The following is a 26,251-nucleotide window of genomic DNA, read 5'->3' on the forward strand; positions in this document are numbered from 1 at the left end:
AAAAAAAACATAAGAATAAAAAAAGATGTCTTTCATATGCTTATGTAGCTCTAGCATTTGTATTTGTGAATGCTTAGGAAGTTAATTTTGGAGTAAAAGGAGGTTTCAATTGTAATCAAATTTTTAAAAAATCATAAAGAAATTTTGGTTTTACGTTTTTCCGTAAGGTTATTGATTTTGGTGCTTCTATATTTGGCACATTAATTTTAACCAAAAATAAATTGTAATGAAAAAAATTATTTTATCTGCAGTTGCAGTTATGGCATTCGGTTTTGCAAATGCTCAAGATGTTAAATTTGGAGTAAAAGGAGGTTTGAACTTTGCTAGTCTTGGTGGTGATTTAGATGGTGACGGTGTAACAAGCTTTCACGTTGGCGCTTTAGCTGAAATTAAACTAAGTGACAAATTTGCAGTGCAGCCAGAGGTTTTGTTTTCTGGGCAAGGAGCAGATTTTAGTGAGGATGGTTTTGACTCTACGTTGAAACTTTCTTATTTGAATGTTCCAGTTATGGCAAAATATTATGTAATCGAAAAATTAAGTATTGAAGCTGGACCTCAAGTAGGATTTTTATTATCTGCAAAAAGTGAAGATGAAGATGTTAAAGATTCTTTTAAAAGCGTAGATTTTGGGGTTAATTTCGGAGCAGGTTACGACTTTACAGAACACTTTTTTGCTGGAGTACGTTACAATGTAGGTTTGTCAAATATTGCTGATGTTCCAGACGAAGCAGATTTCAAAACTAACAACGGTGTTTTCTCTGTATCTGTAGGATATAAATTCTAATAAAATAAAAAGAAAACAAACTAGCCTTTCGTTTATAACGGAAGGCTTTTGTGTGAAAAAAAATAATCAAAAAACAAGGAAATCAAAAAAATGAAAAAACTTATTTTATCTGCAGTTGCAGTTATGGCATTTGGTTTTGCGAATGCACAAGATGTTAAATTTGGATTAAAAGGAGGTTTCAATCTTTCGAATATTTCAGGTGATACAGAAGGTCTTAATTTTAAATCTAAAGCAGGGTTTAATGTTGGAGGATTTGCAGAAATAAAGCTTTCTGATGAGTTTGCTATCCAGCCAGAGATTCTCTATTCAACGCAAGGAGCAAAAGTAAAAAATCAAGAAGTTGAGCTTCCTAGTGGAACTTATACTACAGATGTGAATTTTAATCTTTCATACATCAACATTCCTGTGATGTTTAAATATTATGTTGCAGAACAATTTAATATTCAGGCTGGTCCTCAAATCGGATTTTTAACTTCGGCTAAAATGAAAGCAAAAGTTGATGGTTTTAATGGTTCAAGCGAGACGGATGCTAAAGAATTTTTTGAGTCACTTGACTTTGGTTTAAACCTTGGTGCGGGTTATGATTTTACAGATCATTTTTCGGCAGATATTAGATACAATCTTGGGTTAGCAAATATTGCAAAAACACAAGATGGTGATGATTCAAAACTTCATAACGGTGTTTTCTCATTATCTGTAGGGTACAAATTCTAATTTTAAAAAGAATTATATTTTTAAAACCTTCCTCTTAATTTCAGGAAGGTTTTTTTATATCCAAAAATTATTTACTTTGTAATTATGAATTGGGACCGATATATAAAAGATTATCAATCGTATTTGCGAATCGAAAGAGGCTTGTCTAAAAACACAATCGAAAACTATGGGTTTGATATTGAGCGATTATGCCTTTTTTTAGAACAAAATAAAATTGAGGTTTCGCCAGTAAAAATTTCAGATGAAACTTTACAGCAGTTTATTTATTCGGTTGCGAAAGAAGTAAATCCGCGTTCACAGGCCAGAATAATTTCTGGATTGAAGAGCTTTTTTAATTATTTGATTTTTGAAGATTATAGAAATGATAATCCGCTGGAATTAATCGAGAGTCCAAAAACTGGGAGAAAATTACCTGATACTTTATCTGTTGAAGAAATAGACGCTTTAATTGCAGCAATTGATCTAAGTTCAAACGAAGGAGAACGAAACCGGGCAATACTTGAAACGTTATATGGTTGTGGTCTTCGGGTTTCAGAATTAACGACATTAAAAATATCTGATTTATATTTTGATGAAGGATTTATAAAAATAACAGGAAAAGGGAATAAAGAACGTTTTGTGCCGATTGGGAAGTTAACCAAGAAATATATTGAGATTTATAAAGATGAAGTTCGTCCTAATCTGATTATCAAAAAAGGATTTGAAGATACATTGTTTTTGAACCGACGAGGAAATCAGCTTACTCGTGCAATGATCTTTACCATTATAAAAGATTTGGCTGTGAGAGTTGGTTTGCATAAAAATATTAGTCCGCATACATTGCGTCATTCCTTTGCCACACATCTTTTAGAAAATGGCGCCGACTTACGATCAATTCAATTAATGCTCGGGCATGAATCGATTACAACAACCGAAATTTATGTGCATTTGGACCGAAGTTTTTTAAAGGAAGTGATGCATACTTTTCATCCCAGAAAGTGATTTTTTTTGCTTTTAAGCTAATTTTTATTTCAAAAATTAATATATTGTATGATAATTTCTACTAAAAGCAAATAAAATCGACGAACTGCGCGTTTGATGATTTAAGAGGTAAAAATGACTCAATTTTGCATAAATGTTATTATATGGTTTTTGATTTGTATGGAAATGAAGATTGTCTGGAAGTAAATAATTTTTACAAAAAATTGTTGGCTGAAATGCCTGATTTGCTTTTTCAATTTGTAATCGATAACAATAACAACTATTCTTTTCCCCTTGTCAGCAAATCGGCTGATGATATATTTGAGATTTCTGCCAAAGAATTTACAAACGATATTAAGTTTATTGTCTACGATAGAATTTTTCCGCAGGATCGTGATTTGTTTTTTCAGTCTTTAGTTAGAGCACGAAAAGAAATTAAACCTTGGGAAGTTGAGTTTAGAGCAGTTTTGCCCAAAAAAGGACTTCGCTGGTTTAAAGTAGCTTCAAAAACGGAATTATCTCCAGATGGAAACGTGAGTTTTTTTGGTCATGTTTCTGATATTACAGATTTAAAAGATAAAGAAGAAAGGCTTCGAATATCCGAAGAACGTTTCCAATTTGCTTTAGACGCTTCTACAGTTGGAATTTGGGATTGGGATATGGTAACCAACCAAGTTTTTTATTCTTCGCTTTCACTTAAAATTTTAGAAGTCGAATCAACAGATGTTTTTGATGATCCGGAACGCTGGGACAAAATTGTTCATCCTGACGATCTTCCGAAATATTATTCAGACATTCATGAGCATTTTGATAACAAGATTCCATATTACGAAAATTACCATCGTGTAATGACTTCAAGCGGGAATTACAAATGGATTCTCGATCGCGGAAAAGTGATAAAACGTGATGAAAATGGCAAGCCTTTGCGAGTAATCGGAACACATACCGATGTTTCTCAGCAAAAAGAAAAAGAGCTGGAGCTTTTAAAAACAATGAAGTTATACAGTGATCAAAATAGCCGATTGCTAAATTTCTCGCATATCGTTTCACACAATCTAAATACTCAGGCAGGGAATATAAAATCAATTTTAGACTTTATAGATGCTGATGTTGATAAACAAACGATAAGCGAAATGTTGGTTCATTTAAGAACCGTTTCGAATGATTTGAATGATACAATTTCAAATTTAACCCAAATTGTAAAAACACAAAGCAACATCAATATTGCAGTTGTTCCCTTGAAACTTTGTGAATATATTGAAAAAACAATTGCTACCATCAAAGGTTATGATAAACGGAAAAATGTTACGATAGTAAACAATGTGCCCAATTATTTGACCATTAATTTTAATCCGGCGTATCTTGAAAGTGTTTTGCTGAATTTTACAACAAATGCAATTAAATATGCACATCCGGATCGTGATCCTTTAATTGTTTTTGATTTTGCAATTGAACCAGACGGTTTTAAATCATTAAAGATTACAGATAATGGTTTAGGAATCGATTTGGCTATTCATGGCGATCTTTTATTCGGAATGTATAAAACATTCCATAAACACGAAGATGCACGTGGAATTGGCCTTTATATCACTCGAAATCAAATAGAAGCCATGAAAGGAAGTATTTGTGTTGAAAGTGAAGTAGGAGTTGGGACAAGTTTTAAAATTATATTTGGCGATTTGTAATTTCCTTTTTTCGAATAATTATAAAATAAAAAAGGCTATCTGTTGAGATAGCCTTTTTTATTTATGTTTAAAAGAGAATTATTTCGCAATGTTAACTGCTCTTGTTTCTCTAATTACAGTTACTTTCACCTGACCTGGATAAGTCATTTCAGTTTGTATTTTTTGTGAAATTTCAAATGATAAATTTGCTGCATTGTCATCTGAAACTTTTTCGCTTTCTACAATTACACGAAGTTCTCTACCCGCCTGAATTGCGTAAGCATTTTTAACTCCGCTAAATCCGTAAGCAACTTCTTCAAGGTCTTTCAAACGTTGAATGTATGAATCAAGAACTTGACGTCTTGCTCCTGGGCGCGCTCCTGAAATAGCATCACAAACCTGAATAATTGGAGATAATAATGATTTCATTTCAATCTCGTCGTGGTGAGCTCCAATTGCGTTGCAAACCTCTTCTTTTTCACCATATTTTTCAGCCCATTGCATTCCTAAAAGTGCGTGAGGTAAATCACTTTCTGTATCTGGAACTTTACCAATATCATGAAGCAAACCAGCTCTTTTTGCCAGTTTTACGTTTAAGCCTAATTCGGCAGCCATGATACCGCAAAGTTTAGAAACTTCTCTAGAGTGCTGTAATAAGTTTTGTCCATAAGAAGAACGGTATTTCATTCTTCCCACAACTTTAATCAATTCAGGGTGTAATCCGTGAATTCCTAAGTCGATTACAGTACGTTTTCCAACTTCAATAATTTCGTCGTCGATTTGCTTTGCGGTCTTAGCAACAACTTCTTCGATTCTTGCTGGGTGAATACGTCCGTCAGTTACTAATTTGTGTAATGACAAACGAGCAATTTCTCTACGAACTGGATCAAAACAAGAAAGGATAATAGCTTCCGGAGTATCATCAACAATAATTTCTACACCTGTTGCAGACTCTAAAGCTCTAATGTTACGTCCTTCACGACCAATAATTCTACCTTTTACATCATCAGATTCAATGTTGAAAACAGAAACACAGTTTTCAACCGCCTCTTCAGTTCCAACTCTTTGAATAGTATTGATAATGATTTTTTTAGCTTCCTGTTGTGCAGTAAGTTTAGCTTCTTCAATAGTATCCTGAATATGCGACATAGCTTTGCTCTTAGCTTCAGCTTTTAAGCCTTCAACTAATTGTTCTTTTGCTTCTTCAGCAGATAATCCTGAAATTACTTCAAGCTGCTGTAATTGACTTTTGTGTAATTTGTCAACTTCAGCTTGTTTTTTGTCTAGAATCTCGATTTTATTAGTGTATTCCTGAGTTTTAGCTTCAAAATCGTCGTTTACTTTTTTAGCTTTCGAAAGTTCATTTGAAACCTGAGATTCTTTATCGCGCACGCGTTTTTCTACTTCAGCAACTTTTTTGTCTCTTGCTAAAATAACTTGTTCGTGCTCTGATTTTAATTCGATAAAACGTTCTTTTGCCTGAAGGATTTTATCTTTTTTAATATTTTCAGCTTCTAAATTAGCATCTTTTAAAATGGAAGCTGCCTCTTTTTTAGCGTTTTTGATTAGATTAGAAATATTACTTTTTTCGATGATTTTAGCAATTGCAAAACCTGCTGCAATTCCTACAATACCAATAATGATCGTTATGATGTCCATGTTTGTTAGGGTTTATATATAAAAAAAGCCTACATTAATTGCTTGTATAAACTCGTAAAGACAAGTTTTGAGCTAACTCACTGTTCAAGTTTCCCAGCCAAAAGGAGGGCATACTATAGTAGCGACGATTTGCTCATTCTAAATTGTTAGTGTTGAGTTTACCAATTGTGAACTAATGTAGGCAGTATCTTAGTTTCTGTAAAGAACGTTTATTTTTCGAGATATTGATCTAATAGCGAATTTAATTTCTTAATTCTATCAATGGTTTCTTCTCCATCGATTGCGTTATCAATTTGTTTTTGTTCAACCTGTGATGCAAATTGCAATGCACACATAGCTAATACATCTTGTTTGTCGCGAACTGCGTAATTCTCTTCGAACTGCTTTATCATCGCATCAATTTTTTTAGAAGCACTTCTAAGTCCTTCCTCCTGAGATGGTTCAACCGTTAATGGGTAAACACGATCTGCAATTGATATTTTGATTCTAAGCTTTCCGTCCATGTTTTACTAATCTGATAGTTGTGCTATACAGTAATCAATTTCGCGAATTAATGAATTTATTTTAAGCTTTGTCTCTCTCTTGTTATTGTCGCTGCCGAGCAACGAATTGGCTATTTTAAGTGTCTCATATTGCTTCTTCAAAGCTTCAATTTCTTCAGATTGTTTCTGGATGATTTGCTCAGCTTTGGCTAATTCTAATTGTAAATCCTGATTGTTTTTCTCCAAACCTTTTGATTTCTCAAAAAGCTTCTCGACTTTATATTCAAGAGTATCAATTATTTCGGCAATTACACTCATTATAAATCCTATTCATTACTTAATCATACAAAGTTAGTATTCCTTTTTATTAATGCAATTTTTTATCGATTTTTTTGTAGTTAAAATAGACAAATCAATGAAATTCAGTTAATTGTATTTTTGTAGCCAAATCCTCGGATTTCGCCTCTTATTTTTTTACCTTAGCAAAAATGTTGCTTATGAAATTTTCAATATTCACCTTATTATTCTGCCAATTTATTTCTGCTCAGACTCAATACCCTACAGATTATTTTCGCGCCCCGCTTGATATTCCGATGCAGCTTTCCGGAAATTTTGGAGAGTTGAGACCGAACCATTTTCATGCTGGTTTTGACCTGAAAACAAATCAAAGAGAGGGGTTGAATGTTTATGCTGTGGCTGATGGTTATATTTCAAGAATCAAAATTTCTACTTTTGGTAACGGAAAATGTATTTACATCACGCATCCCAATGGTTATACTTCTGTTTATGGGCATTTGCAGACTGCAATTGGGCCTGTTCAGGACTATATTCAAAAAACACATTATAAAGAAAAAGCTTTTGAGATTGAAATGTTCCCAAAGCCTGATGAATTGCCTGTAACTAAAGGTCAGTTAATTGCGCTTTCTGGTAACACTGGATCTTCTGAAGGACCGCATCTGCATTTTGAAATTCGGGATACCAAAACGGAATTCGTAATTAATCCGATATTTTTTGGGTTTGATAAAAATTTAAAGGATACCAAAAAGCCATCGGTTTCGAATCTTTATGTTTATCCAATGGAAAACACAGCGGCTAATCAGTCGAAACAGCCATTGATGCTGAATTTGTCGCTTCAAAAAGATGGTACCTATTTGGCTGGAAAAGTAAAAGCGAATGGAAAAATTGGCTTCGGAATAACAGCTGTTGATTTTGATGATGTTTCAGGAAATAAAAATGGGGTTTTTAATGTTTCAACTTTTTTAAACGGAAACCAAAATTACAATTATCAATTCAATACCTATTCGTTTGATGAAATGCGTTATATAAATGCATTTATAGATTATCCGAAATATAAAAAATCGGGTCAGCGGGTGCAGAAGCTTTTTATGAAAACGCCTTTTGCTTTAAGTATTATCAAAACCGATTCGTTACGTGGAATTGTTCCGGTCGAGCCGAATTTAGCTTCAATGTATCGAATTGAGGTTTCGGATTTTTTTGGAAATATGACTACAATTAATGTTCCTGTTGAATATGATACTGTAACTCCTGTCGTTGCTGAAGCGCCTGCAACTTCACCCTATTTTATTAAAGCAAACAGAGATGCTAATTTTGAAAAAGATAATATGTCGGTATTTTTTCCGGCTGGAACTTTTTATGATGATTTCAATCTGAATTTTGATGTAAAAAACAATAAAATTTATGTTCACGAAGATGTAATTCCGGTGCATTCCAATTTTACAATTACTATTAAAGATGATTCGTATGAAGAAGCTTTAAGAGATAAACTTTTTATTGGAAGAAGTGGCAGTTATAATGCAACTTCCAGAAAAGGAGATGTTTTTACGGCAAAATCAAAAACACTAGGGCAATTCGGGTTAGTTCTCGATTCAATTGCTCCGAAAATTGTGATCACTAAATCAATTCAGGACAAATGGATAAGTGATGTAAAGAAAATTCAATTAACAATTAGTGATGCTGCATCTGGGATTAAATCGTATAATGGTTATTTAAACGGAAATTGGATTTTGTTTGAATATGATAATAAAACCAGAAAAATTACACATACTTTTGATGATACATTAGTGGCTGAAGGAGCAAATGATTTAAAAGTCGAAGTGACTGATAATGTTGGAAATGTCGCCGTTTTTGAAACTCATTTTTTTAGAAGTCAACAAAAATAAAATCAAAACGTTTGAATACTTATAAGCTAATACTTGTTTTCTTTTTAGCATGCCTTGGCCACGCGACATTTGCTCAAAACGCTCATGTTAAAGGTGTTATTTTAGATACTGAAAATCGTCCGGTTGCCGACGTGAATGTTTCATGTTTGGGAAATGTCGTTCAGTCTGATTCTAATGGTGTTTTTGATATTGAACTGCCTTCAAACAAAAAAGTTTCTTTGATTTTTACTCATATTTCTTTAAAAATGCTGAGTCTATCAGTAAGTTTAAAGCCTGGAGAAGTTTTTCTTTTTAATCCAGTGATGAACAATTCTGCGGAACAAATGGGGGAAGTTTTTGTTTCTTCTAAAAATAAAAAACGCGTTCAGGGAATTGTAACTGTAGAGCCGGAAACGATTAAAAAGATTCCAGGTGCAAATGCCGGAATCGAAAATATTCTAAAAACATTGCCCGGCGTAAATTCGAATAATGAATTGAGTACGCAATATGCAGTTCGTGGCGGAAACTATGACGAAAATTTAGTGTACGTAAACGAAGTCGAAGTCTATCGTCCGTTTTTGATTCGTTCGGGTCAACAGGAAGGTTTGAGTTTTACGAATACTGATCTAGTTCAGAATGTTGATTTTTCGGCTGGAGGATTTCAGGCAAAATTTGGAGATAAATTATCCTCTGTTTTAGATATTACCTATCGGAAACCAACTCAGTTTGGCGCTGCTTTTGAAGCTAGTTTTTTAGGAGGAAGCGCAGCTGTTGATCTCGTTTCTAAAAATAAGAAATGGTCAGCGGTCACAGGAATTCGTTATCGAAACAATAGTCTTTTGGTAAATAGCCAAGATACAGAAACGAATTACACTCCGGTTTTTGCAGATATTCAGACGAATATTAATTATGATATTTCAGAAAAATGGCAAATGAGTTTTCTTGGAAATATTTCGCAGAATAAATATTCCTACCAGCCATTAACACGTCAGACAAACTTTGGAACTATCGATCAGCCAATGGCTTTGACGGTTTATTATGAAGGCCAGGAAAAAGATAAATATGAAACATATTTTGGGGCTTTAAAAACAACTTATAAAGCATCGCCAAGTTTAACTTTTAAATTGATTGGTTCACTTTTTCATACAACGGAACAGGAACATTTTGATATTTTGGCACAATATCGTTTAGGAAATGTTGATGAAGAAGGGAATGTTGAAAATATAGATTTTACACGTGGGATAGGTTCTCAGTTAAATCACGCTCGAAACGACCTTGATGCTTTAATTGCAAATGCTGAAATTAAAGGATTTAAAGAATGGCTGAATGACAGCCAGCTTGAATTTGGTTTAAAATACACCAGAGAATCGATTCGTGATCGTGTTGTGGAGTGGGAAGTGATTGATTCTGCAGGATTTTCAATTAATCCACCTTTGGTAATTTTGCCAAAAAACAACCAGCCGTATCAGCCTTATACTGGTCCATTATTACCATATCAAGATATTCGCGCAACAAATTTTAATACTATAAATAGACTTGCGGGTTATGCTCAGTTTAATAAAAAAACAGCAATTGGCTCAAGTCAGGTTTGGTACCATCTTGGAGCACGTTTTCAAAGTTGGAATGTTGAAGGAGCATCGGTTGAGGGGAAAAATCAAATTGTTGTAAGTCCACGTGCGCAGTTTGCAATTCAGCCCGATTGGAATATGGATATGGTTTTCAGAATTTCTGGAGGATTGTATCATCAACCACCTTTTTACAGGGAACTTCGTGATTTAGACGGAGTTGTAAATCCGAATGTAAAAGCTCAGGAATCGGTACATATCGTTTTAGGAAATGATTATAATTTTAAAATGTGGAATCGACCTTTTAAATGGGTAACGGAGGTGTATTACAAATCACTTTCAGATGTAAATGTGTATTCGATTGATAATGTTAGAATTCGATATATTGCTAACAATAATGCGAAAGCTTACGCTCAAGGTTTTGATTTCAGATTAAACGGAGAATTTGTTCCAGGAACGGAATCGTGGGTGAGTTTTGGGTATATGAAAACCGAGGAAAATTATGAAGATAAAGGATATATTGCCAGACCAACAGATCAGCGCTTAAAATTTGCCATGTTGTTTCAGGATTATATGCCAAACATTCCAAGTGTAAAATTATATTTGAATTTAGTTTATAATACTGGTTTGCCTGGCGGTGCTCCGGCATATTCAGATCCTTATTTATATCAAAACCGATTGAATGATTATAGAAGGGCAGATGTAGGTTTTGCAAAAGTTTTTGTGGACAGCAGTACAAAAGTTGCCAAAGCGAAATGGTTGAAAGATTTTAAAGAATTATCAGTTGGGTTGGAAATTTTCAATCTCTTTAATAATCAAAATGCAATTACCAATACTTGGGTTCGCGATGTATATTCCAAAAACGAATATGCGATTCCAAATTATATGACTTCGAGAGTTTTTAATATAAAATTGAATGCAAGATTATGATAGAGAAACGTGAAAAAAGAAAAAGAATTTTTTACGTTCCGGGAATGATTTCCTTGGTTTTTATTCCGTTATTCTGTTTTTATCATTTTTATAAAATTGATGCTTTTAGGGTTTATAATGCTATAGGATTAGGAATGCCTAATAAAAATGATTTTGAAAAATATAAGGTTGCTACTTTACGGAATTATAAGGTGTTTAGCTTTGATGGAAGTAACCTAGATGGCAATAAAGAATTGAATGAAGTGAAGCTTTATCTTAGAAAGTTGGCAGTTGATAAAGATACTGTAAAATGGAGTGAAAATACATTTTGGACCAAAAACATATTATGAAACTTTTATTAGAATTATAGATATTATTTATGAGGAGAAGGCTCCAACTTGGACTATAAATAATAATGATATTTATATTTTAGCAAGCAGTAATAGTTATAAAAAAGTTAAAGATACTACTAAGTACCATAGAATGAATTGTGATACCGGAGCTATTATGGCACAACAAAGACTCTGGATGCGAAAAAATGAAAGAGAAGAACAAGAGCATAATTTTCAAGTTTCTTTTTTTAAACAAAAATGGCGATCACTTTCATTAGGTTATTTAGGACTTGTACTTTTAAATATCATCGTTTTAGTTAAATTGAATAAAACCAAAATTTACAATCAAAAATAGTATATTTGATATTCTAATATAATTGCCATAAATGAAAAACTATCTAAAATATATCGCCTTAGTAATTATCGGAACTACAGTGAGTTGTAAGGACGAAGTGCAGAAGCCGAAAGTAATTTATGATGCTTCAAACAAAACAAGTGTAGTAGCCAAAACAGATTCTACGCAAATTGAGATTGCCGATCTTCCTATTCAGATGGAAGGGACGAATTATTTAATTCACCCAGTTGGCGATTTGCGAGTATATGAAAGAGGTTCAAAAGCGCGTTATGGTTCTTCAAGTGTAAATGATGTTAGTTTTACGATTTCTAATTTGGGCGAATATGAAATCACGGGTTATTTACAAAATTTAAAATTCCAGAAAGTTGATTCAGATTCTATCCGACCTTTATCGGATAAACCAGTTTTGATTCTAACAGCTACTTATTTAAAAACGGTTGCAGATAAAACACAAAATAAAGTAATGGTTTATACTTTGACTGATTCGGATACCAATAAAGACGGAAAAATTGATACTGGAGATATTAAAACATTGTATTTAAGTAATATCAGCGGAGAAAATTTCACAAAAGTTTCACCAGATCTTCAGGAATTAGTAGACTGGAGTTTAATAGAATCAAAAAATCGTATTTACTTCAGAACAATTGAAGATACCAATCAAAATGGTCAGTTCGATAAAAATGATGTTTTGCATTATAATTATATTGATTTAGCTTCTAAAAAATGGGAAGTTAAAGCTTATAAACCTATCTAAGTTGCTAAGCTTCTAAGCTTTTTAATTTTCGACATAAAGAAAGCCTGTTAAAAATATTTTAACAGGCTTTTTTTATAATGACATTGTAATAAATCTTTTTAATCTGTGCAATCTGTGGCAAAAACTTAGAAGCTTAGCATCTCAGAATCTTAGCAACCTAGAACCTTAGATCAAAATATCACTTTCAAGATCTGACTTTTCAATTTCAAAACCAAAATCCAAGCGCTCTACCAATTCAATTACTAGTTTTTTATACCAGTTTTCAGATTTTGGATGAATGTAAATTTTCTCAATCAGTTGGTTGATGTCGACATTGATTTTTAATCCGTCATTTAATTTTATTGTACTTTTTGAAGTATCAGTAATAATGCGGACTTCGCGCTCATATTGAAAACTTTTTCTTTTAAATAAAAACGGAAAGAACAAATCATCAAACGGAATATATTCTTTTTTGTAGTCGATATAATTTACTTCGCCTATATATTGATTAAAATTATTTTCGGGATTCAAAGCTTTTTGCAATCTTCCAATTGTAGATTGAATAGCAAGACCTTCACTGTTTTGTGTAAAAATCTGCCACATAGCAAACGATTCATATTCATTGATATGCCAACTGCTTATGGCAACCTGCTCCCGATGTGTTTTGTAATAATTCAAAAAGTCAGGATTGTCAATCGCGAGCTTTTTTATCTCTTCATAAGTAGGTTCGCTAAAAGTACCTTCGTATTGATCTTCGAATTTGTCTGAACGCGACATAAATAATTTCTTCGAAAGTAATAAATCCAGGAATTTAGATAAGTCCAGATATTTCCAAACTATAGTTTCGGGATCTTCGGGCAGTTTTATATTCGGGTTATTAAGGTACATTTTTAGGGGATTAGTCAAAAGCTACCTAAAGTTATAAAAATAAAAACAGATTAAAGAAATTAAATATAGATTTAATATTTCTTTAATCTGTAATAAATTAATCTGGTTTTCAGCTCGATCTTAAGACTCGAAAGATTGCATGGTTACCAGTTTGTTGTAAGTTCCGTCAAGAGCAATTAATTCTTCGTGCGTTCCTTGTTCTACAATTCTTCCTTTTTGCATCACAATAATAACATCTGCTTTTTGAATAGTTGAAAGTCTGTGCGCAATTACAATTGAAGTTCTGTTCTGCATCATATTTTCAAGAGCAACCTGAACAAATTTTTCACTTTCAGTATCCAATGCTGATGTTGCTTCGTCCAAAATCATAATCGGAGGGTTTTTCAATACCGCTCTTGCAATAGATAAACGTTGTTTTTGTCCACCTGAAATTTTGTTTCCGCTGTCGCCAATATTAGTATAAATTCCTTGCGGAAGATCTTTTACAAACTCATATGCATTGGCAATTTTTAATGCTTCAATAATTTCGTCATCAGTTGCGTCAAGTTTTCCCAGTGCAACGTTTGCTTTAATAGTATCATTGAATAAAATAATATCTTGTGTAACTAACGCCATTAAACCTCTAAGCGAGTGCAAGGTCATGTCTTTGATGTCAATTCCATCAATAGAAATCGTTCCCTCATTTACATCGTAAAAACGAGTTAATAAATTTGCAATTGTACTTTTTCCGCTTCCAGATTGTCCAACTAAAGCAACAGTTTGTCCTTTTTTGATTTGAAGAGAAAAATCTTTTAGAATAGCTGTTTCTTCATATTTAAAATTGATGTTTTGAATGTTGATGTTGCTGTCAAAAGTTGTTTTTTCAATGGCATTTTCTTTAGAAACAATAGTGTTTTCTTGCTCTAAAATTTCAAGAACACGTTCAGCTGCGGCATTTCCTCTTTTTACTCCGTATGAAGCTTTAGAGATCGCTTTTGCTGGCGTAAGAATGTTATAGGCTAATCCCATGTAGGCAATAAATGTAGCGCCTTCTAATGTTTTATCGATTAAAACCATTTGACCTCCATACCAAAGTAAAATGGCAATTACAGTAATTCCCATAAACTCACTTGCAGGTGAAGCTAAGTTTTGACGGTTCCCAATGCTGTTTGATAAATTAAAGAAACGTTGAGTAGAGTTCTGAAAAACAGTATTGAAATAGTTTTCAGAATTATATCCTTTTACCACTTTCAAACCACCGATAGTTTCTTCAATTGTAGATAAAAAAGCACCTTGTTCCTGTTGTGCTTTTGAAGATTGTTTTTTAAGCTGTTTTCCAATTAATGAAATGATATATCCTGAAATCGGAATAAAAATAAAAACAAATATGGTTAGTTTCGCGCTTAAAATCAGCATCATAATTATAGTGAAAATTATCGTAAGTGGTTCTTTTACGATAAGTTCCAGTATGGCTAAAAATGAGTTTTGTACCTCGTTCACATCAGCAGATATTCTTGAGATAACATCTCCTTTTCTTTTTTCAGAATAAAAGGCCAAAGGCAATTCTAGTGTTTTTTTATACAATGCATTTCGCATATCTCTCAAAACACCATTTCTTAAAAAGTTGATAAAAAACATTGCCAGATAATCGGATAGGTTTTTTAATAAAAAGATTGAAATAATTATGGCAACCATTACAAATAGAATATAACCAGGGTCATGGTTTCCTTTTGATGTAGTGATATAATAGCTTAAATATTCTTCTCCATATTTCTGGAGTTTTAAAATGCCATGATAGGTTGGTTTTGTATAAATCTCTTTCGTTTTGTCGAATAAAACCTGAAGCATCGGAATTAGAGCAACAAATGAAAGCGTGCTAAAAAGCGCATACAAAATATTGAAAAAGATATTTAAGAATGCGTATTTTTTGTACGGATATATAAAAGGAATTATTTTTTTGAAATTACTCATTTAGGTGTTTTTTACCATTAAAACCCGATAGCTTAAAAGTTATCGGGTTTTTAAAAAATGTGTTTGTATTTTAATTATTTCAATTGCATGTCAGCAATAATATTCTGTATTTTTTCGTCTAAGAATTTTTCAGCTTCCTCAAATTCTGAAACCGACTCGATTTCTGCATTTACGCTGATATAGAATTTGATTTTTGGCTCAGTTCCACTAGGTCTTGCGCAAATTTTAGATCCGTCTTCTGTGTAATAAATCAATACATTTGATTTTGGAATATCCATTGTAGATTCTTCGCCGCTTAATAAATTTAAAGCAATTGAAGAATCGTAATCTTCGACCATAATTACTCTTTGTCCATTGATTTCTTTCAAAGGATTCTGACGTAAATTGATCATCATTTGATTGATTTCTTCTAAACCTTCCATTCCTTTTTTAGTTAAAGAAACCAAATATTCTTTGTAAAAACCATTTTCAACATAAAGTTGTAAAAGTTCTTTGTAAACAGAAGATCCGGCAGCTTTTGCCTGCGCGGCAACTTCGCATATTAATAAGGTTGCAGCAACGGCATCTTTATCTCTAACAGCGTCACCAACCATGAAACCAAAGCTTTCTTCACCACCTCCAATAAATTGAAGTTCAGGGAAATCTTTGATCATTTTTGCAATCCATTTAAAACCAGTCAATCCAACTTTGCATTCAACACCATAACTTGTTGCTAATTCCATCATCATTGGAGTTGAAACAATTGTTGAGCCTACGAATTGTTTTCCGTTGATTTTCCCAGCTTTTTTCCATTGTTTCAATAAGAAAGAAGTCATCAAAATCATCGTTTGATTTCCGTTCAACAAAATCATTTTACCATCGTTATTACGAACAGCAACACCTAAACGGTCACAATCAGGATCTGTACCAACAACAATATCAGAATTTGTTTTGTCTGCTAAAGCTAAAGCCATTGTTAAAGCTTCAGGTTCTTCAGGATTTGGAGATTTTACAGTTGGGAAATCTCCATCAGGAATTGCCTGTTCCGGAACAATGTGAACATTTTTGTAACCCGCCTGTGATAAAGTATCAGGAACCGATTTTATAGAAGTTCCGTGCAATGAAGTGAACACAATTTGTAAGTTGTCTTTGGCTTCAGCCGGAGTATTAAAACTTGCATTTTCGATAGACGATTTTACAAAAGCTTTATCAATATCAGTGTCGATATATTTAATCAAGCTTTCGTTTGCGTCAAATTTAATTTTGTCGTAGCCTAAATTTTCAATTACATTGATAATAGCTTTGTCTTGTGGAGGAACGATTTGCCCGCCATCTTGCCAGTATACTTTGTAACCGTTATATTCTGGTGGATTGTGAGAAGCTGTCAAAACAATTCCGCATTGGCATCCTAGATATTTAAGTGCAAAAGATAATTCTGGAGTTGGTCTTAGGTCTGAAAATAAATAAACCTGAATTCCGTTTGCAGAGAAAACATCTGCAACCAATTTTGCCAAAGTATTGCTATTATGACGGCAGTCGTAAGCAATAACTACTTTTAAAGGCTCATTTGGAAAAACTTCATGCAAATAATCAGATAATCCCTGAGTGTTTTTTCCAAGTGTATATTTATTGATTCTGTTGTCTCCAACTCCCATTACACCGCGCATTCCGCCAGTTCCAAATTCAAGGTTTTTGTAAAAACTTTCCTCAAGTTCTTTTGGAGAAGTTGTCATTAATTCCTTAACTGCTGCTTGCGTTTCTTTGTCAAATGTTGGTGTTAACCATTCATTAACGGCGCTTAATATATTAGGTGCTATATTCATGTCAATATTTTTTATGTAAATTTTAATTTAAAGATAAGTTTTTTCAGGAGCTGATTCCTGCTGTCCACTATATCTTTTGTGGTCTCGTAAAAAAAAACGAGACCACAAAAGGATGCCGTTCCCATCAGGGCTAGGGCTTTTACGTTAAAAATTAACTTCTCTGGCTACTTTATAACGTGCTTCGTTACTTTTGGTTCTTAAGATAATTTCGCCTAAGAATCCTGCCAGGAATAACTGAGTTCCCAAAATCATCGTGGTCAAGGCAATATAAAACCAAGGATTGTTTGTAACTAAGCTATATTTCATTCCGGTATACATATGGTACAGTTTCGAAACTCCAATGTATCCTGCAGATAAAAAACCGATAATAAACATCAAAGAACCAATCGCTCCAAATAAGTGCATTGGTCTTTTTCCGAATCTTGACAAAAACCAAATGGTAATCAAATCCAGAAAACCGTTTATAAAACGTTCCATTCCAAATTTAGTTTCACCATATTTTCTAGCTTGGTGAATTACTACTTTTTCGCCAATTTTATTGAAACCTGCATTTTTTGCCAAAACCGGAATGTATCGGTGCATTTCGCCAGATACTTCGATATTTTTAACAACTGTATTTTTGTATGCTTTTAATCCGCAGTTAAAATCATTTAATTCAACGCCCGAAGTTTTTCTGGCCGCCCAGTTAAATAATTTTGAAGGCAGATTTTTTGCTACAACTGAGTCGTAGCGTTTCTTTTTCCAGCCAGAAACCAAATCGTATTTCTGAGCTGTGATCATTTCGTATAAACCTGGAATTTCATCGGGACTGTCTTGCAAATCAGCATCCATTGTAATGATGACATCACCTTGAGCTTTTGCAAAACCAGCATGCAACGCCTGAGATTTTCCAAAGTTTTTCATGAAACGAATTCCTTTTACATTAGGATTTTCGTTCGAAAAGCTTTCAATAATATTCCAAGAATCATCCGTACTTCCATCATCTACAAAAATGATTTCATAAGAGTAATTGTTAGATTGCATCACTTTAATAATCCACGAATAGAGTTCTTTAAGCGATTCCTCCTCGTTTAGAAGCGGTATAAGTATAGATAAATTCATTTATATTTTTTATTCTTGAGTAGTTTTGCTTTTGAAAAATGCTGCGAAAATTAATCCGAAAATGGCACTGATTACTATTGCAAAAGCAGATCCTTTTAATAATTCGAAAGTCGAGTATGGGCTGCTTGCTTTCATTTTTTCAATTGCTTCATTGATAGACGAAGCCGGAGCTCCAAATTTCTGCATCATGTTTGCAGTATATTTGATCATTATTTCGTTTAAAGTGTCTTTTGCACCTGGATCAATAACGTTAAATAAAAGAATGTTAAAAGTTGTAGAAATCACAACGCCAATTACGGCAGCTATAAAATAAGTGGTAAAAGCATCTTTAAACGGAAAAACACCTTTTAATTCTTTCTTAGTTTTAGAAAGCAAAATAATGCTTATCGTAATACTTATTGCTATACCTATTATACCCATCCACCATGCAGTGAATAAATTTAAATCAACCGCATAGATAGTTGCAGTGAATAATGCAGATGCAATTCCAATCATTACACCATAAGTAATACCATTCTTTTTTATAACTTCATTAATCATATTTCTATATGTTTTAAAATTAATCCACAAATATAGTAATTCCCACTATAATCGTAGATAAAAAAAGCTTTTCGAAATAAACTAAAAAAAAGTGAGTTAAGTATTTGTTTATTAAAAAAGAATTGTAAATTTGCACACTCAAAAATAATTAAATTTTTAAACAAAAAAGAGTATCGCTTGTTTATACCTTTTTCTAACCATGAAAAAGCTTCAAAATAAAGAATGCTCCAAACAATAAATAAAAAGAAAGATGAAAAAAGGAATTCACCCAGAAAATTACAGATTAGTTGCATTTAAAGACATGTCAAATGATGACGTTTTTATCACTAAATCTACTGCAGATACAAAAGAAACAATTGAAGTTGACGGAGTTGAGTATCCAGTTGTAAAAATGGAGATTTCTAGAACATCTCACCCTTTTTATACTGGTAAATCTAAACTTATCGATACTGCAGGACGTATTGATAAATTCAAAACTAAATATGCTAAACACGCTAAAAAATAATAGCTGTTTTAAATTATATAAAAGCCTTCCAATCGGAAGGCTTTTTTTATGCGTTAAATTATGCTTATCATTAAAATGGCTTTTTATGAAACCAGATAAATATTTGTAACTTTGAACCTGATAACCAAATCAAAATTTTAACAAGTACCAAATTTTTTTATTTATGAATTACATTCTTTTTGACGGTCCCGTTCGGAATGCTTTATTACCTTTTACTTTTACAAGGCCTGTGGCTGATATTCTTATCGGAATTACGACAATTCGTCAAAAATGGGAAATGCGCCTTGGTTCAACTATAACAACAATTACTGAAGAATATTTGTCTGAAAAATTTCCAATGGTGGAAATGGAAGAAAATGTAATGATCAACGCCGCTTATTTGCCAAATGATAAGCTTGCTGAAATGATTTCTGATTTAAGAGCAAATCAGGCCATTTTTAAAGGTGATGATGTAATTGCTTTTTTTGCTTCAGAAAATCAGGAAGAAGTTGATTTTGATTCGTATGAAATTATTCAGTATAACGAAGATTGTTTGACAGTTGAACATACCTGGGATATTTTTTCAAAAAATGACGCAGCAATTCGCGCCGATTTTGCTTTTTTGACTGAAGACAGAAAATCACAGCCAATTCCTAAAAGTGTAAATGTTATTGCGCCCGAAAATATTTTTATCGAAGAAGGTGCAAAATTAGAGTTTGTAACTTTAAACGCTTCGACTGGGCCAATATATATAGGTAAGAATGCTGAAATTATGGAAGGAACTGTAATTCGCGGACCTTTTGCTTTATGTGAAAATGCTATGGTGAAACTAAACGCCAAAATTTACGGTGCAACAACAGTTGGTCCGGGATCAAGAATAGGAGGAGAGGTTAAAAATTCGGTTTTATTCCAAAATTCAAATAAAGGTCATGACGGATTTTTAGGTGACTCTGTTTTAGGTGAATGGTGTAATATTGGCGCCGATTCAAATAATTCAAACCTAAAAAACAATTACGAAGAAGTGAAATTATGGAGCTACGAAACAGAAGGTTTTGCAAAAACAGGACTTCAGTTTTGCGGCTTAATGATGGGAGATCACAGTAAATGCGGAATCAATACCATGTTTAATACCGGAACTGTAGTTGGTGTAAGTGCCAATATTTTTGGATCTGGCTTTCCTCGTAATTTTGTGCCAAGTTTTTCTTGGGGTGGCGCTGCTGGATTTACAACTTACGTAACTAAAAAAGCATTTGAAACAGCTAAATTAGTTATGGGAAGAAGAAATATTGAATTCGACGAAGTTGAGGCTTCAATCTTAGAACATATTTTTGAAGAAACTAAAAAATGGAGAAAAGATTAATTAGATAATTAGTCAATTTGAAAATTAGATAATTTTTACAAACCCGATGGTTTTTCAAACCTGTCGGGTTTTGTTTTGTTGCATGTTTGCATGTTAAACTGGACTGAAGTCCAGCTCTACAACATAATAGGTTCCTGCGGAACAACAAGAGAGCCTATGGGCTCGGGCTATATTGTAGAGCTGGACTTCAGTCCAGTTTAGGGACAGAATTTAATTTTTTTTAGGATTTAGGGATTATCTAATTGACATATTTTCTAATTATCTCATTATCAAATTGACACATTTTCAAATTTAACTTATTTGTCAATCTTAATAAAATCTTCTTTCAAATTGAATTTTAATTCTAAGCCGTTGGTTAGTTTTGTTTCATAACCAGAAGATCCGATTTCTATTTTGGTCACTTTTTCCTTAGGAAAATTTGTTTTTATGTAAGAAGCAATTTTTTTCGGAATAATAGATTTTGGAATTTTATCATTTTTACCATCCACTTCTTTCCAGTTTCCTTTTTTGTCAAATTCAATTTCGAGTTGTTTGTCAAACTGAACTTTATATTCTGTAGAGAGTATTTCTTTGTCTTGTAATATATAGCTTGGCTTTTTAGATCCAAAATGAGTTTTTAAAAATGTTTGTGCATTTGCCGGTAACGCTTCTTTTTTAATTACCGTTTTTTGCGCATTTGCAGAAAATCCAAATAATAATCCTGCAAACAGATAAGCCGTCAGTTTTAATTTCGTTCTCATATTTTGCTGATTTTTAAATTTTTATACAAGGTAAGATTAAAATTTTGAAATATGAAAAGACTATTAAGCTTTCGTTTGTTATAGTTTAAGCATTATTCAATTAGAATATTGTCTAATTGGCACATTTTCAAAATTATCTAATTATCAAATTGGCACATTATCTAATTAAATCTATCTTTGCACCACGAAAAAAATGGGTAGTCAAATAAACGATTAACCGATTAAACAAATTAACAAAGACAAATGATTACAGTTAACGATATTTCGGTTCAGTTTGGCGGAACTACACTTTTTAGCGATGTTTCTTTTGCTATAAATGAAAATGATAAAATTGCCCTTATGGGTAAAAATGGTGCGGGAAAATCGACACTTTTAAAAATTATTGCAGGAGAAAACAAACCTTCAACTGGAAGTATTTCGACTCCAAAAGATGCTGTTGTGGCTTATTTGCCTCAGCATTTATTGACGAAAGATGGTTCAACTGTAATGGAAGAAGCTTCAAAAGCTTTTGGCGAAATTTTCAAAATGAAAGCCGAAATTGATGAAATCAATGAACAATTGACCGTTCGTACTGATTATGAAAGTGACGAATACATGAAATTGATTGAAAGAGTTTCGGACTTAAGCGAGAAATTTTATGCAATTGAAGAAATAAATTACGAAGCTGAAGTTGAGAAAATTTTAGTTGGTTTAGGTTTTGATCGTGAAGATTTTGGACGTCAGACTTCTGAATTTTCTGGAGGATGGAGAATGCGTATCGAGCTTGCAAAGATTTTATTGCAAAAACCTGATTTGATTTTGCTGGATGAGCCAACAAACCATATGGATATCGAAAGTATTCAGTGGTTAGAAGAGTTTTTATTGACTTCTGCGAAAGCAGTTGTGGTAATTTCGCACGATAGAGCGTTTGTAGATAATATTACAAACAGAACTATTGAAGTGACAATGGGAAGAATTTATGACTACAAAGCTAAATATTCTCATTACTTAGAATTAAGAAAAGACCGTCGTATTCATCAGCAAAAAGCATACGATGAACAACAAAAAATGATTGCTGATAACAGAGCGTTTATTGATCGTTTTAAAGGAACTTTCTCTAAAACAGATGCTGTTCAGTCTCGTGTGAAGATGTTGGAGAAACTTGAAATTGTTCAGGTTGATGAAGTGGATACTTCGGCACTTCGATTAAAATTTCCGCCAGCGCCACGTTCTGGGCAATACCCGGTTGTTGTAAAAGAAATGTCTAAATCATATGGTGATCATGTGGTTTTCAAAGATGCAAATATTGTAATCGAAAGAGGTCAGAAAGTTGCTTTTGTTGGAAAAAATGGAGAAGGAAAATCAACAATGATTAAAGCGATTATGAAAGAAATCGGCGTTGATGAAGGAAGTGTTGAAATTGGTCATAATTCTCAAATTGGATATTTTGCTCAAAATCAGGCTTCTTTATTGGATGAAAATGCTACGATTTTTGAAACTATCGATAATATTGCAGTTGGAGATATCAGAACTCAGATCAAAAACATTCTTGGAGCTTTCATGTTTCAAGGTGATGATATTACTAAAAAAGTAAAAGTGCTTTCTGGAGGAGAAAAAACACGTTTGGCAATGATTAAATTATTGCTTGAACCAGTTAATTTGCTGATTCTGGATGAGCCTTCAAACCACTTGGATATGAAAACAAAAGATATCATCAAAGATGCATTACGTGATTTTGATGGAACTTTGATTTTGGTTTCTCACGATCGTGATTTCCTTGACGGATTAGCAACGAAGGTGTTTGAATTCGGAAATAAAAGAGTTAAAGAGCATTTTGAAGATGTTGCTGGTTTCTTGGCACATAAAAAAATGGATTCGATGAGAGAAATCGAAAAGTAAAAATCTTATAAAATAGTAAAAAGGCGCAAGTTAATTCTTGCGCCTTTTTTATTTTGTTAAAATTGATAATCAAATTTTAATGCAACTATTTTTACAAGTTATTGATTTTTTATTATATTTATAACTGTTTTTACGTTGATTCATAAGTGTTTGCGTTTTTTTATATGCCCCAAATATGAAAAAATAATACTGAACCTTTTTATAAAAGTTTAATTTATATGCCTATGAAAAAGACTTTACTTCTTCGAATAATTCTTGTTTTATTTCTAATGCCGTTGTTTTCGATTGCGCAAACTGCACAAACTCAACCTGCGACTGATTCTGAAAGTGATATTAAATATCCAACATTTCAGTTTAAAGGACTTATACAAGCCAGATATTTAGAAAGTTTTGAAGATAATGTCGATGTTTTAGGAGCGCATCATTCAACAGGAAATGTCACTCAGAGTTCATTTGATATTAAAAGAATGCGTGTTGGACTTAATACAAAGCTTAGTAAAGAAACTGAAGTTGTAATTTTAGTAAACTTAGCCGATTTTAAATCAGATACTAAAGGCAAAGTTCTTGAAAATGCCTACGGAAAATATACTTTTAATAAATATATAGCCTTAACCGGTGGGCAGTTCAGACCAGCTTTTGGTATTGAGGAATTGGTTCCAGTAGATATCATTAAGTCGTTCGATTTTTCTAATCAATATTATGAATTTGGAAAAAATGGCTGGACAAGTTTTCAAATTGGAGCCTCGGCAACGGGTGCTTTTGATGTTGGGAAAATACCTGTGGACTATGCTTTTTCTATTTTGAATGGAAACGGAAAAAATGCTGAGATGGATAAAGATAACGGCAAACAATTTTCAACAAGATGGGTTTTAGGCTTGTCGAAAAAACACGAGATCAATTTAGGGTTAAACGGAGGTTTTGGAAAAGTTTTCAAAGAAGATGTTTTTGCAATTGGGGCCGATATTACAAGTGATTTTAAATTGACCGATAAATTGAGTTTTGATTTGCAAATTGAATACAAACAGGGAACAAATCATAATTTGTATTTTTCTTTGCCAGTTGCTTCAAGAACTCCAGATGTTGCAGATTATCAAATGCGTGGGATTTATTTTTTGCCTAATTTTAGATATGTTGTCGATTATAATAAATTAACCTCGTTAGAGATTTCGTGCCGTTATGAAAGATTTGATCCGAGTTATAAAATTGATTCAAACTTAAGACAAACATACACGCCAATGGTGAGTCTTGAATTCGGGAAAGCATATAGAGGCCGAATTGAAGCAGGATTTCAAATTGATAGATTTGATCAAAATGTTCCAGATACAACCACCTACGATAATAACTTGTTTTTAATACAACTTCAACTTAGACTTTAATAAACTTAAATCTTGTTTTTATGAAAGAAGTACAAATTCCCCAAACTATAATCACACTTGCTGTGGGTGTTGCAATTTGGTTAATTCCTGCTCCAAATGGTGTTGTTGCCGAAGCATGGCATTTGTTCGCCATTTTTGTTGCGACCATTTTAGGAATTATCTTGAAAGCAGCTCCAATGGGAACTATGTGTATGATTGCTATTGCATTAACAGCTTTTTCGCAGGTTTTGGCGCCTGGCGATGCTGGAAAGTCTATAACATTGGCACTGAAAGGTTTTGGCGATAAAGTAATCTGGCTTATCGGAATTTCATTTTTTATTGCGAGAGGATTTATAAAAACAGGTTTAGGAAACCGAATTGCTTTTTTATTTATTAGAATATTTGGCAAAAGTTCGCTCGGACTTGCTTATGGTCTAGGACTTGCTGATTTGGTTTTAGCTCCTGCAGTTCCAAGTAATACAGCTCGTGGAGGTGGAATTATTTATCCGATTATGAAGTCTATGTCAATGAGTTTTGGTTCGATGCCAGATAAGCCAGAAACGCATCGAAAATTAGGAGCATATCTCACCTTGAATAGTTATAATGCAAATTTGATAGCGTCATCAATGTTTTTAACCGGTACAGCGAGTAATCCAATGTGCCAAAAATTTGCACTTAATCTCGGAATAAAAATCACTTGGATTTCTTGGGCGACTGCCGCTATAGTTCCTGGTTTGGTTTCATTTTTTGTAATTCCGTTTGTACTTTATAAAATTTATCCGCCAGAATTGAAGAAAACTGGAGATGCGCCTCAAATTGCAGCTCAAAAGCTTAAAGAAATGGGGTCTATTACTCGCAACGAATGGATGATGCTGTTGACTTTCTTTATTTTATTGTTTTTATGGATGACAGGCGATCTGTTTTCAATAGATGCAACAACTACAGCATTTATTGGTCTGGTAATTTTACTTTTAACTTCAGTTTTAACTTGGGATGATGTAAAAGCTGAAAAAGGAGCTTGGGATACTATTGTTTGGTTCTCTGTTTTGGTAATGATGGCAAGTTCGCTAAATGAATTAGGTTTTATTGCGTGGTTTAGTGATTTGGTAAAAGCTGAAATTGGAGGATTAAGCTGGCAAATGGCTTTTCCTATCATTATATTAGTATACTTTTTTAGCCACTATCTTTTTGCAAGTGCAACGGCACACGTTGCAGCAATGTATGCAGCCTTGTTAGGAGTTGGAGTTTCACTTGGAATTCCGGGCTTGCTTCTTGCTTTTATGCTTGGTTTTGTGGGATCGATATACGGAACTTTAACGCATTACGGACATGGACCGGCACCAGTCTTTTTCGGAAGTGGTTATGTCGACCTAAAAAGCTGGTGGGTCAAAGGCCTGATAACTGGATTAGTTATGCTTTTTATTTATATGGTAATAGGAGGTTTGTGGCTCCGATTAATTGGTGATTTTTAAATCCTGATTCCTGGAGGAAGCAATTCTTTGTATTTCGGATTTTTTTTGAAAAAAGTAACAATCTTTGGGTGAATAGGAACGACTCTGAATTTTTTCTCTGTATTTAATTCCATGATGTTTTTCAGCATGTTGTCAAGTACGGCTTGATTGTCATAGCCTTCAGGTGTGTTGATTTTGGTTAGGAAAATTTTCTTTTCTTGAAATGAATATTCAACAGTAAGCATTCCTTCTGGAGCTAATGTTTCAAATTGTCTCGCAAAAGTGTTGTCTTTAATTGCCAATGTAGTTTCAATAGATTCCATAATTTGTCATTTTTTTAGCAGGTTTAAAATATAAAATAGATTTAGGGCGTTATTCTGTTTAAA

General features: G+C 33.1%; 24 protein-coding genes. 14 read left to right on the forward strand and 10 right to left on the reverse strand.

Going from position 1 to position 26,251, the window contains the following annotated elements:
* Positions 1-226: 226 nt before the first annotated feature.
* From ACNFIH_RS16835 to ACNFIH_RS16850, 4 genes are all read left to right on the forward strand, one after another.
* Positions 227-784 (forward strand): porin family protein, encoded by a 558-nt coding sequence (locus ACNFIH_RS16835; RefSeq protein WP_035649739.1) that lies wholly within the window; start codon positions 227-229, stop codon positions 782-784.
* A gap of 90 nt (positions 785-874) precedes the next feature.
* Positions 875-1,498: a porin family protein gene (locus tag ACNFIH_RS16840; protein WP_426483999.1), complete on the forward strand. Its 624-nt coding sequence runs from the start codon at positions 875-877 to the stop codon at positions 1,496-1,498.
* An 84-nt stretch (positions 1,499-1,582) separates the two neighbouring features.
* Positions 1,583-2,479 carry a site-specific tyrosine recombinase XerD gene (xerD, locus tag ACNFIH_RS16845; RefSeq protein ID WP_142451820.1) on the forward strand — a complete coding sequence of 299 codons (897 nt, stop codon included), beginning with the start codon at positions 1,583-1,585 and terminating at the stop codon, positions 2,477-2,479.
* Positions 2,480-2,622: 143 nt separating this feature from the next.
* Positions 2,623-4,143: a PAS domain-containing sensor histidine kinase gene (locus ACNFIH_RS16850; RefSeq protein WP_426484000.1), complete on the forward strand. Its 1,521-nt coding sequence runs from the start codon at positions 2,623-2,625 to the stop codon at positions 4,141-4,143.
* A gap of 78 nt (positions 4,144-4,221) precedes the next feature.
* Here the strand turns inward: ACNFIH_RS16850 and rny are convergent, their stop codons facing one another.
* From rny to ACNFIH_RS16865, 3 genes are all read right to left on the reverse strand, one after another.
* On the reverse strand, positions 4,222-5,781 hold the full coding sequence (rny, locus tag ACNFIH_RS16855; protein ID WP_426484001.1) for a ribonuclease Y: 1,560 nt from the start codon (positions 5,779-5,781) through the stop codon (positions 4,222-4,224).
* Positions 5,782-5,990: 209 nt separating this feature from the next.
* Positions 5,991-6,284, reverse strand: a complete 294-nt coding sequence (locus ACNFIH_RS16860; RefSeq protein ID WP_142451817.1) for a cell division protein ZapA — start codon at positions 6,282-6,284, stop codon at positions 5,991-5,993.
* 6 nt (positions 6,285-6,290) lie between these two features.
* Positions 6,291-6,581, reverse strand: coding sequence for a hypothetical protein (locus ACNFIH_RS16865; protein WP_035649727.1), 291 nt, complete (start codon positions 6,579-6,581; stop codon positions 6,291-6,293).
* A gap of 179 nt (positions 6,582-6,760) precedes the next feature.
* Between ACNFIH_RS16865 and ACNFIH_RS16870 the strand changes: the two genes are divergently transcribed.
* From ACNFIH_RS16870 to ACNFIH_RS16890, 5 genes are read left to right on the forward strand one after another with little or no spacing between them, the layout of a single operon-like run.
* Positions 6,761-8,443, forward strand: coding sequence for a M23 family metallopeptidase (locus ACNFIH_RS16870; protein ID WP_426484002.1), 1,683 nt, complete (start codon positions 6,761-6,763; stop codon positions 8,441-8,443).
* 11 nt (positions 8,444-8,454) lie between these two features.
* On the forward strand, positions 8,455-10,917 hold the full coding sequence (locus tag ACNFIH_RS16875; RefSeq protein ID WP_426484003.1) for a TonB-dependent receptor: 2,463 nt from the start codon (positions 8,455-8,457) through the stop codon (positions 10,915-10,917).
* Positions 10,914-11,246: a hypothetical protein gene (locus tag ACNFIH_RS16880; protein WP_426484004.1), complete on the forward strand. Its 333-nt coding sequence runs from the start codon at positions 10,914-10,916 to the stop codon at positions 11,244-11,246. Before ACNFIH_RS16875 ends, ACNFIH_RS16880 begins: the two co-directional genes overlap by 4 nt.
* The gene (locus ACNFIH_RS16885) at positions 11,212-11,583 is read left to right on the forward strand and encodes a hypothetical protein (RefSeq protein ID WP_426484005.1); all 372 of its coding nucleotides are present in this window, start codon (positions 11,212-11,214) and stop codon (positions 11,581-11,583) included. The genes ACNFIH_RS16880 and ACNFIH_RS16885 overlap by 35 nt, the downstream gene beginning before the upstream one ends.
* A gap of 31 nt (positions 11,584-11,614) precedes the next feature.
* The gene (locus ACNFIH_RS16890; RefSeq protein WP_142451812.1) at positions 11,615-12,337 is read left to right on the forward strand and encodes a hypothetical protein; all 723 of its coding nucleotides are present in this window, start codon (positions 11,615-11,617) and stop codon (positions 12,335-12,337) included.
* A gap of 165 nt (positions 12,338-12,502) precedes the next feature.
* On the opposite strand, the gene ACNFIH_RS16895 is transcribed toward ACNFIH_RS16890, so the two are convergent.
* From ACNFIH_RS16895 to ACNFIH_RS16915, 5 genes are all read right to left on the reverse strand, one after another.
* Complete coding sequence (locus ACNFIH_RS16895; protein ID WP_426484006.1) at positions 12,503-13,204, reverse strand: DUF2971 domain-containing protein; 702 nt, start codon at positions 13,202-13,204, stop codon at positions 12,503-12,505.
* A 120-nt stretch (positions 13,205-13,324) separates the two neighbouring features.
* Complete coding sequence (locus ACNFIH_RS16900) at positions 13,325-15,154, reverse strand: ABC transporter ATP-binding protein (RefSeq protein WP_426484007.1); 1,830 nt, start codon at positions 15,152-15,154, stop codon at positions 13,325-13,327.
* A gap of 74 nt (positions 15,155-15,228) precedes the next feature.
* Entirely contained in the window at positions 15,229-16,956 is a 1,728-nt protein-coding gene (locus ACNFIH_RS16905) for a phospho-sugar mutase (RefSeq protein ID WP_426484008.1), read from the reverse strand.
* 144 nt (positions 16,957-17,100) lie between these two features.
* Entirely contained in the window at positions 17,101-18,057 is a 957-nt protein-coding gene (locus ACNFIH_RS16910; RefSeq protein WP_035649713.1) for a glycosyltransferase family 2 protein, read from the reverse strand.
* A 9-nt stretch (positions 18,058-18,066) separates the two neighbouring features.
* Positions 18,067-18,597, reverse strand: a complete 531-nt coding sequence (locus ACNFIH_RS16915) for a DUF4199 domain-containing protein (protein WP_035649711.1) — start codon at positions 18,595-18,597, stop codon at positions 18,067-18,069.
* A gap of 250 nt (positions 18,598-18,847) precedes the next feature.
* Between ACNFIH_RS16915 and ACNFIH_RS16920 the strand changes: the two genes are divergently transcribed.
* Together ACNFIH_RS16920 and ACNFIH_RS16925 are read left to right on the forward strand one after the other, a co-directional pair.
* Positions 18,848-19,102, forward strand: coding sequence for a type B 50S ribosomal protein L31 (locus ACNFIH_RS16920; protein WP_011921626.1), 255 nt, complete (start codon positions 18,848-18,850; stop codon positions 19,100-19,102).
* Positions 19,103-19,265: 163 nt separating this feature from the next.
* Positions 19,266-20,441, forward strand: a complete 1,176-nt coding sequence (locus ACNFIH_RS16925) for a GlmU family protein (protein WP_426484009.1) — start codon at positions 19,266-19,268, stop codon at positions 20,439-20,441.
* Between the two features lie 296 nt (positions 20,442-20,737).
* Here the strand turns inward: ACNFIH_RS16925 and ACNFIH_RS16930 are convergent, their stop codons facing one another.
* Positions 20,738-21,181, reverse strand: coding sequence for a PepSY-like domain-containing protein (locus ACNFIH_RS16930; RefSeq protein ID WP_426484010.1), 444 nt, complete (start codon positions 21,179-21,181; stop codon positions 20,738-20,740).
* 243 nt (positions 21,182-21,424) lie between these two features.
* Between ACNFIH_RS16930 and ACNFIH_RS16935 the strand changes: the two genes are divergently transcribed.
* From ACNFIH_RS16935 to ACNFIH_RS16945, 3 genes are all read left to right on the forward strand, one after another.
* Positions 21,425-23,059: an ABC-F family ATP-binding cassette domain-containing protein gene (locus ACNFIH_RS16935; protein WP_426484011.1), complete on the forward strand. Its 1,635-nt coding sequence runs from the start codon at positions 21,425-21,427 to the stop codon at positions 23,057-23,059.
* Positions 23,060-23,283: 224 nt separating this feature from the next.
* Positions 23,284-24,435: a porin gene (locus ACNFIH_RS16940; protein ID WP_426484012.1), complete on the forward strand. Its 1,152-nt coding sequence runs from the start codon at positions 23,284-23,286 to the stop codon at positions 24,433-24,435.
* A gap of 20 nt (positions 24,436-24,455) precedes the next feature.
* Positions 24,456-25,886 carry an anion permease gene (locus ACNFIH_RS16945; protein WP_426484013.1) on the forward strand — a complete coding sequence of 477 codons (1,431 nt, stop codon included), beginning with the start codon at positions 24,456-24,458 and terminating at the stop codon, positions 25,884-25,886.
* Here ACNFIH_RS16945 and ACNFIH_RS16950 read toward each other — a convergent pair.
* A complete protein-coding gene (locus ACNFIH_RS16950; protein ID WP_193745228.1) occupies positions 25,883-26,188 on the reverse strand; it encodes an N-acetyltransferase in 306 nt (101 codons plus the stop codon). The genes ACNFIH_RS16945 and ACNFIH_RS16950 overlap by 4 nt on opposite strands.
* Between the last annotated feature and the right edge of the window lie 63 nt (positions 26,189-26,251).

The organism is Flavobacterium sp. 2 (genome assembly GCF_049949195.1).
In the GTDB taxonomy this organism is placed as follows: Bacteria; Bacteroidota; Bacteroidia; order Flavobacteriales; family Flavobacteriaceae; genus Flavobacterium.

Coding starts and splice junctions, on each gene's coding strand:
- ACNFIH_RS16865 (WP_035649727.1), bottom strand. CDS start 6,581: ATGAGTGTAATTGCCGAAATAATTGATACTCTTGAATATAAAGTCGAG.
- xerD (WP_142451820.1), top strand. CDS start 1,583: ATGAATTGGGACCGATATATAAAAGATTATCAATCGTATTTGCGAATC.
- rny (WP_426484001.1), bottom strand. CDS start 5,781: ATGGACATCATAACGATCATTATTGGTATTGTAGGAATTGCAGCAGGT.
- ACNFIH_RS16905 (WP_426484008.1), bottom strand. CDS start 16,956: ATGAATATAGCACCTAATATATTAAGCGCCGTTAATGAATGGTTAACA.
- ACNFIH_RS16925 (WP_426484009.1), top strand. CDS start 19,266: ATGAATTACATTCTTTTTGACGGTCCCGTTCGGAATGCTTTATTACCT.
- ACNFIH_RS16940 (WP_426484012.1), top strand. CDS start 23,284: ATGAAAAAGACTTTACTTCTTCGAATAATTCTTGTTTTATTTCTAATG.
- ACNFIH_RS16860 (WP_142451817.1), bottom strand. CDS start 6,284: ATGGACGGAAAGCTTAGAATCAAAATATCAATTGCAGATCGTGTTTAC.
- ACNFIH_RS16895 (WP_426484006.1), bottom strand. CDS start 13,204: ATGTACCTTAATAACCCGAATATAAAACTGCCCGAAGATCCCGAAACT.
- ACNFIH_RS16935 (WP_426484011.1), top strand. CDS start 21,425: ATGATTACAGTTAACGATATTTCGGTTCAGTTTGGCGGAACTACACTT.
- ACNFIH_RS16900 (WP_426484007.1), bottom strand. CDS start 15,154: ATGAGTAATTTCAAAAAAATAATTCCTTTTATATATCCGTACAAAAAA.
- ACNFIH_RS16910 (WP_035649713.1), bottom strand. CDS start 18,057: ATGAATTTATCTATACTTATACCGCTTCTAAACGAGGAGGAATCGCTT.
- ACNFIH_RS16930 (WP_426484010.1), bottom strand. CDS start 21,181: ATGAGAACGAAATTAAAACTGACGGCTTATCTGTTTGCAGGATTATTA.
- ACNFIH_RS16945 (WP_426484013.1), top strand. CDS start 24,456: ATGAAAGAAGTACAAATTCCCCAAACTATAATCACACTTGCTGTGGGT.
- ACNFIH_RS16850 (WP_426484000.1), top strand. CDS start 2,623: ATGGTTTTTGATTTGTATGGAAATGAAGATTGTCTGGAAGTAAATAAT.
- ACNFIH_RS16870 (WP_426484002.1), top strand. CDS start 6,761: ATGAAATTTTCAATATTCACCTTATTATTCTGCCAATTTATTTCTGCT.
- ACNFIH_RS16840 (WP_426483999.1), top strand. CDS start 875: ATGAAAAAACTTATTTTATCTGCAGTTGCAGTTATGGCATTTGGTTTT.
- ACNFIH_RS16890 (WP_142451812.1), top strand. CDS start 11,615: ATGAAAAACTATCTAAAATATATCGCCTTAGTAATTATCGGAACTACA.
- ACNFIH_RS16835 (WP_035649739.1), top strand. CDS start 227: ATGAAAAAAATTATTTTATCTGCAGTTGCAGTTATGGCATTCGGTTTT.
- ACNFIH_RS16950 (WP_193745228.1), bottom strand. CDS start 26,188: ATGGAATCTATTGAAACTACATTGGCAATTAAAGACAACACTTTTGCG.
- ACNFIH_RS16920 (WP_011921626.1), top strand. CDS start 18,848: ATGAAAAAAGGAATTCACCCAGAAAATTACAGATTAGTTGCATTTAAA.
- ACNFIH_RS16915 (WP_035649711.1), bottom strand. CDS start 18,597: ATGATTAATGAAGTTATAAAAAAGAATGGTATTACTTATGGTGTAATG.
- ACNFIH_RS16880 (WP_426484004.1), top strand. CDS start 10,914: ATGATAGAGAAACGTGAAAAAAGAAAAAGAATTTTTTACGTTCCGGGA.